Genomic DNA, 13,284 nt, shown 5'->3' with positions numbered 1-13,284 from the left:
TGAAGTCCCCGCCTACAGTCACGCCGTCGCTGCGCGACGGCCGTCGGGAACGGCAGGCACTGGTGCGACTGGAGCGTCGCGCAGCGACTGCAGGATCGTAGGCGGGGCTTTCAAGCCCCGACAAGGCTGCACGACGACATCAACATGCAATCGCCCTGCCCCGACGCACCTCCTGCTTGCAGGTGCAACGCTGGCTCGCGTAGACTTTCGCCCACGCGACAACTGCATACCGATCATCGCAACCACTGCTGAAGACAGCGGGTGCGCCCTGCCCAGAGGCGCTCAATCTCCGCCCGCCGAGGCTGCCTGGACCCTGCTCGTGATCCGTACCGGAGCCCTGCGCTCCTGCTCCCGATCACCAGCCTGCTCCTGTCGCCCCGGCCACGTGCGCGGGGCGTTTGTGTTTCCTGGGGAGCCGGCAACCTTCCTGCCTCTCTAGCGGTAACAAGCAGCCGGACGCCGCACCCCCGTGTGGCGGTCCGAGACAGAGAAAGGAGGTGACCGAGTGCCGAAGGCTGAAGTACGAGCGCAGAAGGAGCAGACCGTCAGCGATCTGACCGACAAGCTCTCTCGCAGTCAGATCGTCATCGTCACGGACTACCGTGGCCTGACCGTCAGCGAGATGTCGGACTTGCGCGGACGGCTGCGTCAGGCTGGAGCCGAGTATCAGGTCGCCAAGAACACCCTGACCCGCTTTGCCGCCGAGCAAGCAGGCCGGGCTGGCCTCGTCGAGAATCTCAAGGGGCCATCGGCGATCGCGTTCGGGTACGAAGACCCGGCCGCGTTGGCGAAGTCGCTGCAGGAGTACCTGCGGGTCTCGCGCACGGTCAACCTGACCATCAAGGGCGGCATCCTGGGGGATCGCCGCGTCACCGCCGACGATATCACGCGGATCGCGGAGCTTCCGCCGCGTGGGGTCGTGCTCGGCCAGGCGCTGGGAGCGGTGGTCGGACCATTGACCTCGTTCCTGGGCGTCATCAACGCACCGTTGCAGAACTTGCTTGGCGTGATTGAAGCACGCCGCCAGCAGCTAGAAGAGTCCGGCGCGACTCAGGAGGGTACGGGAATGGCCAACGACGAGCTGATTGCATCGATCGAGAAGATGTCGGTGCTGGACCTGGTCGAGCTGAAGAAGGCGCTCGAGGATCGCTGGGGCGTGACGGCGGCGGTGGCGATGGCCCCGGCTGCCGCGGCTGCTGGCGGCGATGGTGGCGCGGCGGCGGCTGCCCCGGCTGAGGAGCAGACCGAGTTCGACGTCATCCTCACCAACTTCGGCGCGAACAAGATCAACGTCATCAAGGCGGTCCGCGAGCTGACCAGCCTCGGCCTGAAGGAGGCCAAGGATCTGGTCGAGGCCGCCCCGAAGGCGATCAAGGAAGCCGTCGCGAAGGACGAGGCCGAGTCCGCGGCTGCCAAGCTGCGCGAGGCTGGCGCCACGGTGGACGTCAAGTAAGTGGTCAGTGATCAGTGGTCAGTGATCAGAGGGTTCGAGCCACGGTTCACGATCTGAAGACTGACAACTGAGCACTGAGAACTGAAGAGTCGCGGAGAGGCCCGGGGCGGATGCGCCCCGGGCCTCTCTGCGCGAGCTGTGAATGATCAGTCTTGAGTTCTCAGTTTTCAGTCGTCAGAGGATGTGGGTCACAGCACGTCCTCTGAGAGCTGAAAACTGATCACTGAAGACTGACGCCTCACAGATCCTTGCGGATGCGCCCCACCATCTTCTCGGCGATCAGCCGCGAGTACGCCTGCGTGTTCCCCTCCGGCACCGACATCCCGAACGTGTACACCACGCCCACGAAGTTGTTGAGCCGGAACACCATCCGACGGTGGATCAGGTTGTCGTCGTCATCCTTGACGCTGCAGCCCGCCGTGATACACGCTGACAGCCCCACGGCCTCCTCACCGACGTCCTGATCGCCGGCCGTGTTGAACTCGAACTTCCCGCCGACCTTGTCCTTGGCCTCGGGAAACTTCTCGTTCAGCTTCTTCTCATCCTCGAAGACCTTCTTCGCGGCCTCCGAGTCACGGGCGATGATGATCTTGCTGGCGATGGTGACCGGGCCGCTGTTGTAGTTCGCCCAGCTGCGGTCACGCTCGATGCGGTTTGAGGCCCACGCGGTGTTGTTGTCGGAGCCCTTCTTGAACTCCTTCTCCTGCTCCTCCGCGCCCTTCCCCGCATCCGCGACTTTCGCCAGGTACTCCTTCGGGTCCAGGTTCGTCGGCGGGCCACTCGGCGCCGCCGTCGGGGCCGGCTTCGGCTCACCCGCCTGGGTGTTGCCGCCCGGCTTCGCGGCCGGGCTGCCGCTCTGGGCTGTCGCCGGCTGCAACGCGGGCACCGGGCCGGCCGCCGCCGTGTCCAGCGACGGGCGGAACGCGTTCCCCAGCTCGATGCCGGCCGGCAGGCCCTGCTTCAGCGGGCCGTTGTGGACCTCCATGCTGTACTGGCCCAGCAGCGGGCTGTCCGCCGCCTGAGCCGCCAGGTCATCAGGCAGGTTGGTCCCGGTGATGATCGCCTTCAGGGCATCGGCCAGCAACAGCCCTTGTGTGCACTTGCAGCCCTTGTCGTAGTGCATCACGCCGCGCTGGAACCGCAGAAAGACGAAGTCGTTGTTGGCCGGGTCGCGGGCCGGCTTGGAGGTCGGCAGGCCCCAGATCTCCAGGTTGAGGAGGGTCAGCAGGCCGGCGCTGCCGCCGCCTTCAGGAAAGGCGTCGGCCAGCGTCACCGTGTCGCTGAACGTGTCCGAGAAGTTGACCGGCTCGCCCTCCCAGGTGTCCGGCGCGTACGTCTCCAGGAACTTGAGCACGTCGGCGTTGTAGGTGGCGCTGCCAGCCTTCGGAGCAGCCGCCGTCACGCTCAGATCGACGGCCGGGAACGTCGTCCCGCCGATGGTGGTGTACGGCAGGAAGGCGTCCTCCAGCAGGTTGAGCGTGCGGACGCCGCCGCTCCCCACCTGGAGCACGTGCCGCTGGAAGAACTGCGTCGGCGCGCCCATGAACTGGAACGTCCGCGAGGTCGGCAGGCCGAACGTCCGCTTGCCGCCACGCTTGGTGAAATAGTCCCAGATCTTGTCGTCGTCGATCTTGAAGCCCGTATCGGCAAAATAGCGTGGGTCGCTCTGCGCGCTCGCCGTCGTTGCGCCTGCCGGCGGCAGGACGCCCCCACCAGCGACCAGCACGGCCAGGAGCAGCAGAACCAGCACACGCGCAGCGACCGGAGGCCGAGAGTACGTCAGGCGCATGGACGACCTTTCGCAGAAGGATCGAGAGCTCATCATCGACTGCCGCCGACCGCTCATGCGCGGATCACGAGCGTCGGCGAACGAAGCAGGATCATGGCGGTGTCCACGGGAAGACGCCCGCACCAGGACGCGGCCCCACGACAGGCCAAATCAACGGAAGATGACAGAACAGTGTGCCATGCCTCCAGCCGTAAGAACGAGAATGCCGCGCCCTGGTAGCGCACGCCGGTTCGACGGTGGCGCACGCCGGTTCGACGGTGGCGCACGCCGGTTCGACGGGAGCGCACGCCGGTTCGGCCGGCGCAGCGCCGCCCACATGGCACACTACCAGCGGACACGTTTCCCGGGAGGGCGCTATGCCGTACTGCCCAGGCTGTGGGCGCCAGCACGCCGACGCCGACCGATTTTGTGCCCAGTGCGGGCGGCCGTTGACGCCTGACGCCGTGCCACCAGCCGCATCCCAGGCCGCCCCATTCGCCGCCCCAGCCTCACCGCCCGCCGCGCCGGCCGGCGAAGAGATCCTCTGGGAAGGGACACCCCACGGCCTGCTCAACCCCATCGAGACCCACGCCATCCGCTGGGTGCTGACCAGCCAGCGGCTGCGTATCGTGCGCGGCCTCCTCAGCCGCGCCACCGAAGAGGTCGAGTTGACGCGCGTGCGGGACGTCGCCTACGAGCAGAGCCTGGCGCAGCGCGCCCTGGGCATCGGCACCATCACCGTGGTCGGGACGGACGCGACCTCCCCCACCGTCGTGCTGCACGACGTGGAGGAGCCAGAGCAGGTCAAAGAGCTGATCCGGCAGGCCGTGCAGGAGCAGCGGCGGCGCTACCGCGTGCGGCAGGTCGAGAGCGACGACGACCTGCACTGACAGCCCTGTCCGGACAGGCGCGCCCCTCCGAGTCAGACACGAAGACGCCTGGGCGGAGGCCTGTGCGAATCGCAGGGCGCGCGGGGGAAATACCGGTCGGCGCGGTTGACCACCCGTGCTACAATCCGGCACTGTGGCGGCCGCCGTTGGGCTGGCGTGGCCGGCCCGGAGGGTCAGCGTGCCATCGCCGTCACGTTACCCGAGTGAAGGAGGAGATCATGGCGATTGTGTCGGTCTCCCGCGAGGAAGGCACCTGGGGGGGCGATGTCGCCCGGGATCTGGCGACGCGGCTCGGGTATCGACTCCTCGATAAGAAAGCGCTCCTGGAAGAGGCTGAGGCGTACGGCGGCATCAAGGAGTCCGCGCCCGAGCTGCTGGAGCGCCAGCCTGGTCTGCTCGAACGGCTCGACCAGGAGCGCCGCCGCTACAACGTCCTCCTCCGGACCGTCGTCTACGATGTGGCCCTGCGCGACAACGTGGTCTTCCTCGGGCGTGGCGCCGGCATGCTGCTCCGAGACGTCGATCATGCGCTGCGGGCGCTGTTCATCGCGCCGGTCCCCACCCGGGTGGCGCGGATCATGGAGCGCGGCGCTGGCGGCCGGCCCGGCCCGATGACCCGCGAGCAGGCCGAAGAGATCGTGCGGCGCGCCGACCGTGACCGCGCCAACTACCATCGCTACCTGTTCCAGGTGGACTGGCTCGATCCGATGCACCACAGCATCGTGATGAACACGGCGGTGCTGGAAGTGCCGTCCGCCGTGGACATCCTGGTCAAGATGATCGAGCTGGGGGCGTACAACCCGACAGCCGCCTCGATGACGAAGCTGGAGAGCCTGGCGCGGCAGAGCAAGGACGAGTCCTCGCGGCTGGTCGGCAGCCGCCGCTAGCCCCGTCGAGCCGGACAACACAGGTCTGTCATCCCGACCCCATTCGGCATGCTCAGGGCAGGCTACGCGAGGAACGAGCACACCCTCTCGTCATCCCGACCGCGGCGAGGTACGAGCAGTACCCCGTCATCCCGAGCGCGGCGAGGTACGAGCGAAGTGGAGGGATCTTCCCCGTTCCGAGGTGCAAGGAAGATCCCTCGACTGCGTTCGCAAGCTCACTTCGCTCGGGATGACGGAGAAATCGCCGGCTTCAGCCTGGGGTAACGGAGCGTGGCGCATGTGCACTCCTTATCTCAAGCTCACAGGTGTGCCAAGAACTCGTCACAGCGCTGTTCGCGTCGTGTAGCTCCGCGCCGGTCTCGGATAGAATTCGTGCGCGGTGACCCTCTCTTGCGTCGCCGTTTCACAACAGATCGAGGCGCGGCGGCTGCATGAATTTCGGTCGTAGGAACCGTGAGCACAGTGGTGAGACCGCGCGGGTGCTCCCCGGCGAGCGACTGGAAGATGTCCTCCGACGCCGCACCGAGCTGTTCCAGGCGCTCCTCGAAGCCCAGCGCGAGGTCGGCGAGGGGCTGGTGATCGTCGACGGCGAGCGCCCGCTCTACGTCAACGACGCCTTCTGCCAGATCACCGGCTACTCGCTGGACGAGCTGCTGGCCCAGCCGTCCCTCTTCTCGGTCATTGCCGACGAGCAGCGGCCGGCCCTGGCCAGCCTCCTTGACGTACACACGGCGAGCGGGCACGTGGTCAGCCACCACGAGACCGTCGTCATCCACCAGGACGGGCACCCCGTCGACGTGGAGATCGGCGTCACCTCGCTGCGGCTCGGCTCACAGGCCCACCGCGTCATCATCGCTCGGGACATCACCACCCGCAAGCGGGCCGAGGCGGCGCTGCGCCAGAGCGAGGACCGTTTCCGCTCGCTGGTGCAGAACAGCTCCGACCTGATGACGATCCTCGGGGCGGACGGCATCATCCTCTGGCACAGCCCATCCGTGGATCGGGTGCTCGGCTACGCGCCTGACGCCCTGACCGGCGCGAGCCTCTACGACCTCGTGCATCCCGAGGACGCCGCGCGGGTCGCCGCCACCTTCGCATCCTGCTCGACGGACGCGTCGGCCCAGGCGACCGTCGATTTCCGCTGCCGCCATGCCGACGGCTCCTGGCGCTACCTGGAGGCCATCGGGTCGAACCTGCTCAGCCACCCGACGATTGGCGGCATCGTCGTCAACTCGCGGGACGTCACCGAGCGCAAGGCGTTCGAGGATCAACTGGCCCGGCAGGCGTTCTTCGACTCGCTGACCGGGCTGCCGAACCGGGTGCTGTTCATGTACAGCATCGAGCGCGCGCTGGCCGGCGCGCGCCGCAACAACCTCGGCGTCGCCGTGATGTTCCTCGATCTGGACGGCTTCAAGGCCGTCAACGACACCCTCGGCCACCTGATCGGAGATCAGCTCCTGATCGCGTTCGGCCAGCGGCTGCGCTCGTGCGTCCGCCCTGGCGACACCGTGGCGCGGCTGGGCGGCGACGAGTTCACCATCCTGCTCGAAGACATCCCGCACGTCGGCGAGGCCGAGCGGGTCGCCTCGCGCATCCTCGAACGGCTCCAGACGCCGTTCACCTTCGAGGGGCGAGACTTGCATATCGGATCGAGCATCGGCATCGCCTTCGGGATGCTGGGCGAGGTGCAGCCGGCCGATCTGCTCCGCTTCGCCGACGTGGCGATGTACCGGGCCAAGAGCCAGGGCAAGGGCCAGAGCGTCGTCTTCGACCACTCGATGCAAGCGGCATGGGTCGCACGGGCCAGCCTGGAAAGCGAGCTGGCGGCGGCGCTCGACCAGGGGCAGATGCGCCTGGTCTATCAGCCGATTGTCGAGCTGGCGAGCGGCGTCATGATCGGCGCGGAGGCGCTGGCGCGCTGGCAGCACCCGACGCGCGGCCTCGTCTTGCCACTGGACTTTCTGCCGCTGGCCGAGGAGACGGGCCTGATCCTGCCCATGGGCCAGTGGGTGCTGGACGAGGCCTGCCGGCAGGCCGCTGAGTGGCAACGCACCGTCGCCGACGGCCCACCCCCGACGATCGGCGTGAACCTCTCGGCCCGGCAGTTCCAGCATCCACACCTCGTGAAGCAGGTCGAGCGGGCACTCGTGGCGTCCGGGCTCAATCCCGCGAGCCTGCACCTGGAGGTCGTCGAGGGCATCCTGATCGAGGACGTGCGGACGGCCCTGACGCGGCTCGAGGCGCTGCGAGCGCTCGGCGTCCAGGTCACCATCGATGATTTCGGGACGGGGCAGGCCTCGCTGACATCGTTGCGGCGGATGCCGGTCCGTGCCCTGAAGCTCGACCCTTCGTTCCTGGGGCCGCTCGACCCCGCAGCCGTTCAGGTGGTACGGGCTGTCGCCAGCCTTGCCCACACGCTCGGGCTGGAAGTCTCAGCAGAGGGCATCGAGACGGACGAGCAGCTCGCGCGGCTGCGTGAGGCCAACCTCGACCAGGGCCAGGGCTACCTGCTCTCGCGCCCGATTCCGGAGGACGCACTCCGAGCGCTCCTGCAGCGTCGGCGTCCCCTGATTACGTAGGCGGGTCGTGGGTCGTGGGTCGTGGGTCGTGGGTCGTGGGTCGTGGGTCGTGGGTCGTGGGGATGATATCTCCCCACAACCCATGATCTTCGACCCAAGCCCTGGCCTGGCCTAGTTGCCGGTCGTGAAGCTCCAACTGACGCTCGGACCGTTCGTCCAGGCCAGCTTGACCACGTAGACCGTGTTCGGCTTGAGCGGCGCGGCCGGCAGGAGCGTCGGGTTGCCGTAGGCGTCCACCAGCTCGGCGGCCACGTCGGGGCCGTTCTCGGAGCCTTCGCTCAGGCGAGCCAGGGCCGGCATCCCCTGCGGGCGCTGCGGTCCGAGCAGGAGCGTGACCGGGTAGCCGAACGGGCCTGGCTTCCCCGTCATCTCGGCGTAGTCGTCGCAGGCGCAGCGCGTCGGGACTTCCGTCGCGCCAGAGGCCGGGAACCAGCCCGAGGCGTTGGCGACGTCCCGCCGGCCGCCCAGATCGAGGACCGCCGTCGTGGCGCTGGCGCTGGTCGTCTGGCCATACCCCGCATACTGGGTCGCCAGATCGAGCACGAGCACACGGTGGAAGACGCTGTCGAGCCAGCCCTGCACCACCTTCTCAGGCTCGGCCTCGCCAAGGGCCATGACCTCGGCGACGCGCTCGATGGCCGGCGACCGGCCGCTGGCGGCCCGGGCGGCGCGGGCGCTCGGGGTCTCCCCCACGAAGTGCGGCGTGCCGCGCGTCTGGAAGTTTCCTTCAACCTGGCCGGTGGCCACGTCGTACTGGGCGTGCAGCGCAGACGAGACATCCAGGGCGGCGTTGCGGGTCAGGGGCAGCGCGCCAGCCTGAGCCCGTGCGGCGTTGATGGCCAGCAGGGCACGGGTCGCCAGCTTGTCGAGGACCGACGGATCGCGCGGGGCCTCGGCGGCAGCCTGCGTCGGCTGGGGCTGGGCCTCCCGGCTGGTGGCGCGGGGGGCCGGCGTGCCGTTTGCGGGCTGCGCCTGTGGGGTCGCCGGGGTGCGCGTGCCAGCCTCGGCCAGGATCGGCGGGGCGCCAGCCGGCGCGGCCGGGGCCGACTCGGCGCTCCGGGGCTGCGCTGAGGCAGGGTTCGAGCGGGGGTCCGGCACCACGTACGGAGTGGCGGTGGGGATCGGCGTGTTGGTCGGGGCGGCCGTCGGCGGGATGTACGGGGTGGCGGTCGGCATCGGCGTGTTCGTCGGCTGAGCCAGCCAGGGGATCGTCCCGTTGATACCCGGCACGTTGGGGATGATCGAGGTCCACGGTGTCGCCGTGACGATCACCACCTCGGGAGTCGGGGTGCGGGTGGCGCGACGGGTCGGCTCGGGCGTGGCGGTCACAATGATCGGGGTCTGGGTTGGGGGCACGGTCGTGGCCGTCACGACGACTGGCGTCGCCGTTGCGGGGACGGGCGTTGCCGTGGCTGGGACGCTGGTGGCGGTCGGCGGCACACTGGTCGCGGTCGCCGGCACGGGCGTCGAGGTTGGCTGCGTGACCGGCGTGGTGGTCGCATCAGCCGTCCGGCTGGATGGGGTCGTCGTGGCGGCAGCGACGCGGCCGGACGGGGTCGGGGTGGAGGTGGCCGCAACCGGGCTGGCCAGCGCCACCAGCTCGCCGGTGGCATCCCCAGTCATCCGCCCCATCATCCTCAAGAACGGGCTGTCCGTCGTGCTCTCGCCCAGCGCAACCTCGGATGTCTCATCGGAGAAGAGGAACGCCGTCGCCGCGTTGCCATCGGCAAACGGGACTGCGCCGCCAAGCGCCAGGCGGCGGATACCGTCGGTGGTAACGATGGCGCGGCCAACGCGGCGCAACTGGCGCAGCGCACTGGCGGCGACACTCTGGCCGGCGCTGGCGCTTGCGTCTGCAACCGCCACGGAGCCGGGGGCAGCGGGAGCGGCTGCCGTCATGCCGGTGCCGGGCGTCGGGGAGCGCGGTACGCCGCCGATCTCGCGGACGAGGGTCACCCGGTTGCGGGTCGGGGCCTCGGCGGCAACCTGCGGCACGTCCGCCGAGGCCACGCCGCGCGAGCTGAGCAGGGCCACGGCCACCGTCAGCAGCAGGCTGGACAGGATGCCCAGGCCGCCGAGCAGCACCCAGCGACGCGCCATCGGGTCGGCCAGCCCGCCAGCCGGCGTCCCCGAACTGGTCCGGCTCTTGACCGGCTTCGGGTGTTCGTCAGCAGCGAGGATCGCCTGAGAGAGGCCGCTCCGGCGCACAACAGCACGATTGAGATTGCTCGCACGGCCGGCGGCGGGTGTGCCTGCCGACGCGCGTCCCGGGGTTCTTCGGTAAGGCGAGTAGGTTTGACCAGCCACGATTGCTCCGATGAGACCAGTGCTCCACACCTGTAGGTCTCAGTCGGATCGTATCGGTCAGTCGCAATGTGGCACGAGAGTCGGTGGTCCTGGTGCAAGCAAACAGTCGTACCGGCCGGGGCAGGACGATGGTACGGCGTCTGCTCCGAGCAGCCTCATGCCTGCCCTGTCGAAGCTACGACCGCCTGTGCAGTGCACACATCTGAGGTGACCTCACCCCCCGACCCGGGAGTAACCTCGCCCCGGACACGCCATCAAGCGGGCGGGCGGGAAGCAGAGCGCCGCCAGACGCTCCGCCACACACGCGAGGGCACACGCGCGTGCCTGGACCGGCTCAGGCGGCCTGCTTGTGGCCGCCGATGCTCGGGTCCGGCGGGGTGGGTGCTGCCGTCTGCGTCGGCAGCACCGCCAGGGCCGTCACCAGCTCGAGGGTCACCTGCGTCAGCTCGACGCGGCGCGCACGCTCGGCCTCGTAGGCCAGCTTCAGATCCTGGGCATAGCGGAGCAGCTGCGCGTGGGCCAGCTTCAGATGGATCAACTCAAGCTGCGCGGGGTCCGGATCTGGCCGGCCTCGGCGCGGCTGTGGCTGGCGGAGATAGCTCATTGTGTCCACGAACGTTCATCCCTGAGGGTCAAGCGGCGCGGCATCCATGCTCTTCAAGCGCCCCTCGTACCTTGAGTATCGGCGGGCTGGCACGGATGTTGAGAGTACGTGACGCCCGGTTCGGTCAGACGGAACGCCCGGCTCCTATCGGCCGTTTGATGGTCCCGCAACAGGTTTTCTGTGCCCAATCTTCTGTTCTGTAGGCAAACTGCCCTGCCCCCTAGTCCCGGAGGGCAGCGCCGTCCCGTTCTGAGGTGTGAGCGCGCAATACCGGAGCTACCCGGTGTGACCACCAGACGCCGTGTGCGTGCGATCACCTGGAAACGAGCATCACGCCAGCTATGGGACCGTTGACTAGCGCGCGCATCAGCACGAGCCTCCTCGATGCGCTCGTCGAGGTGATCGAGGGCGCAGGCTGCCCGTCAGCCGCCGAGGCGCAGCTGCAACGGGCCGCCGCCCGGGTCGCCAGCTCGCTGACCCGGGCGTGCAGCCGGCTGGAGGCTTCCGAGCCGCCGGAGCCGTCAACGCTCGCGCTGCAGCTCGGCGCACTCGCCGCGCAGCTCGTGCCGGGCAGTCAGCAACTGGTCGCCGCCGCGGATCGCGCGTCCATCGGGCTGCCGACGGGCGAGGCGCTCGACGCCGCCCCGCCGGTCCGCGTTCGGTTGGTGGCTGCTGTACTCGGACAGGTGGCCGCGCAGCACGCTGGATACGCCCGCGTCAGCCTCGACCTGCAGCTCGTCGACGGCTCGACAGTCTGGCTCACAAGCGTGTCGCTCGCGCCGGCCGGCGAGGCCGGGCCGCACCAGCAGGAGTACGGACAGCCCGCCTCGCGTGAGATGGTCGCCCCACGTGAGATGGCCGCCCCACGTGAGATGGCCGCCCTGCGTGAGATGGCCGCCCTGCGTGAGATGGCCGCGTCGTCCACGTCCAGGCCAGTAGCAGAGCACCGGTCAGTCGATGCCAGGACGCTCGCCCCGGCGGGTGATGCCCCGGCGGGTGATGCCCCGGCGGGTGATGCCCCGGCGGGTGATGCCCCGGCGGGTGATGCCCCGGCGGGTGATGCCCACCTCGTACAGCTTGGACACCTTGCGGCGAGCGTGGCACACGGCCTGAACAACCTGCTCGGGGCCGTGGCCGGACAGTCCTCCGAGCTGCTGGCGGCGACGAACGGCCACGCGCCAACCGCCGACGCCCATGCGAGCGGCCTCCGGCTGATCCACCAGGCCGCCCTTGACGGCGCGGGCCTTGCCCAGCGGCTGCTACGCGCCAGCCGAGGTGAGCCGGCCCAGGGAGCAGACACGCTGGAGCTGGTCGATCTCGGGCAGGTGCTGGTGGACGCGGTCGACCTGACGCGCATGCGCTGGCACGACGAAGCGCTCCAGCGGGGCATCGCGATCGAGCCGACCGTGGAGGTAGGCCAGCCGCTCTTGATCCGGGGCGTGGCGGCGGACCTGCGAGAGATCGTGGTCAACGTCATCCTCAACGCCGTTGACGCAATGCCCGAAGGCGGCCGGCTCGGCCTGCGCGGCGATCTTGCGGACGGCGTGGTGACCGTCACCTGTCAGGACACCGGGCAGGGGATGTCCCCCTCGGTTCAGGCCCGCCTCTTCGAGCCGTTCTTCACCACCAAGGGCAAGCGCGGCACCGGCATGGGCATGGCGATCCTGCACGCCGTGGTGGCACGGCACGGTGGCGAGGTCCGCGTGACGAGCGGTCAGGGCGCCGGCACCTGCGTCACCCTGCAGCTGCCAGCCGCACAGCTCCGGCACGGGCAGCGGCTTGCGGTCCCCCGCCCGAAACCGGCGGCGCCGGTCGACCTGGCCCCAGAGCTTCAGGAGCGCACCATCCTGGTGATCGACGATGACGCCTCGTTCCGGGCGATCTTCTCGCGGCGGCTGGCCCTGGACGCCCGGCGGGTCGAGTCGGCCCCAGACGCGGCATCGGCGCTGGCGCTGCTGGAAACGGGAACCTGGGATCTAGTGTGCATTGATGAGGGTCTGCCGGATTGCTCGGGGCGGGCAGTGGCCGCCGAGATCCAGGCACGCGGGCTGGCCGGCGCGGTGATCTTGATGACGGGCTCAGCTGTCGGGCCTGATGATCCAGCGTATACGGCGGCTGGTGTGAACGCCGTCCTGCCGAAGCCCTGCACCGACGCCGAGCTGGCACGGGCGATCCGCGCGGCGCTGGCGCACACGGGGGCGCATCCGGGCCAGCCGCACGCCGCCCCCGCCTGAACCACTCCACTCGGTATCGCGCAACCACCGAGTAGCGGGCACAGTAGTGCACAGGCATTTGCGTCATTGCGATGCCCCAGCTATGCTATCGTCCGTCAGCCGTACTGCACGTCCAGCAAGACGATGATTGGTTGTAGCCCACGCGTACTACGTCGTTATAGGCAGGATGGGGGGCGTGCCAAGCTTGTACACGATTGTTTTCACTACTCTTGTGAACCCCCTCGTCACTTCGGTGACGAGGTGCGAGACCGCCAGCAATGGCGGTCTCAGCTTCGTTAAGAGCCCTTCAAGAGCCCTTCATGCGAGTGAACCTGTATGTGGATGGGTTTAATCTCTGGTATGCGATTCGCGACCATGCACGCATCGGGCATCCCTGCAAGTGGCTGGATCTTTACCACCTTGCTCAACTGCTTCGACCCAATGACTCAATTAATCGAGGCCTGGTCATAACTCGGAAGCTGGCTCACCAGGAGAACCGAGACCTCCGCACCATCGTCGAAGGCCGCTCATTTGGCGCAGTGCGTGGGCGAGCGCGACGCTGCTCCCTATCTGGTAGGAGTTA

8 protein-coding genes and 1 pseudogene are annotated in these 13,284 nt (G+C 68.7%); 6 read left to right on the top strand and 3 right to left on the bottom strand.

Features of this window, described 5'->3' with window-relative positions; genetic code table 11:
* Positions 1-505 precede the first annotated feature (505 nt).
* On the top strand, positions 506-1,453 hold the full coding sequence (gene rplL / locus IT306_13370; protein MCC7369411.1) for a 50S ribosomal protein L7/L12: 948 nt from the start codon (positions 506-508) through the stop codon (positions 1,451-1,453).
* Positions 1,454-1,691: 238 nt separating this feature from the next.
* On the opposite strand, the gene IT306_13365 is transcribed toward rplL, so the two are convergent.
* Positions 1,692-3,203: a hypothetical protein gene (locus IT306_13365; protein ID MCC7369410.1), complete on the bottom strand. Its 1,512-nt coding sequence runs from the start codon at positions 3,201-3,203 to the stop codon at positions 1,692-1,694.
* 395 nt (positions 3,204-3,598) lie between these two features.
* Between IT306_13365 and IT306_13360 the strand changes: the two are divergent.
* From IT306_13360 to IT306_13345, 4 genes and pseudogenes are all read left to right on the top strand, one after another.
* Positions 3,599-3,673: pseudogene (locus tag IT306_13360) on the top strand (zinc-ribbon domain-containing protein).
* Positions 3,674-3,685: 12 nt separating this feature from the next.
* On the top strand, positions 3,686-4,111 hold the full coding sequence (locus tag IT306_13355; GenBank protein ID MCC7369409.1) for a PH domain-containing protein: 426 nt from the start codon (positions 3,686-3,688) through the stop codon (positions 4,109-4,111).
* 218 nt (positions 4,112-4,329) lie between these two features.
* Positions 4,330-4,998: a cytidylate kinase-like family protein gene (locus tag IT306_13350; GenBank protein ID MCC7369408.1), complete on the top strand. Its 669-nt coding sequence runs from the start codon at positions 4,330-4,332 to the stop codon at positions 4,996-4,998.
* A gap of 431 nt (positions 4,999-5,429) precedes the next feature.
* Positions 5,430-7,577 (top strand): EAL domain-containing protein, encoded by a 2,148-nt coding sequence (locus tag IT306_13345; GenBank protein MCC7369407.1) that lies wholly within the window; start codon positions 5,430-5,432, stop codon positions 7,575-7,577.
* A gap of 111 nt (positions 7,578-7,688) precedes the next feature.
* Here the strand turns inward: IT306_13345 and IT306_13340 are convergent, their stop codons facing one another.
* Together IT306_13340 and IT306_13335 are read right to left on the bottom strand one after the other, a co-directional pair.
* Positions 7,689-9,785 carry a hypothetical protein gene (locus tag IT306_13340; GenBank protein MCC7369406.1) on the bottom strand — a complete coding sequence of 699 codons (2,097 nt, stop codon included), beginning with the start codon at positions 9,783-9,785 and terminating at the stop codon, positions 7,689-7,691.
* Between the two features lie 433 nt (positions 9,786-10,218).
* Positions 10,219-10,497: a hypothetical protein gene (locus IT306_13335; GenBank protein MCC7369405.1), complete on the bottom strand. Its 279-nt coding sequence runs from the start codon at positions 10,495-10,497 to the stop codon at positions 10,219-10,221.
* Between the two features lie 332 nt (positions 10,498-10,829).
* Here IT306_13335 and IT306_13330 point away from each other — a divergent pair, with 332 nt between their 5' ends.
* Positions 10,830-12,722 carry a response regulator gene (locus tag IT306_13330; protein ID MCC7369404.1) on the top strand — a complete coding sequence of 631 codons (1,893 nt, stop codon included), beginning with the start codon at positions 10,830-10,832 and terminating at the stop codon, positions 12,720-12,722.
* Positions 12,723-13,284: the final 562 nt, after the last annotated feature.

The organism is Chloroflexota bacterium, assembly GCA_020850535.1.
Taxonomy (GTDB): domain Bacteria; phylum Chloroflexota; class UBA6077; order UBA6077; family JACCZL01; genus JADZEM01.
Note: the sequence above shows the minus strand (reverse complement) of the source record. Positions and strands in the feature narration are given on the sequence as shown.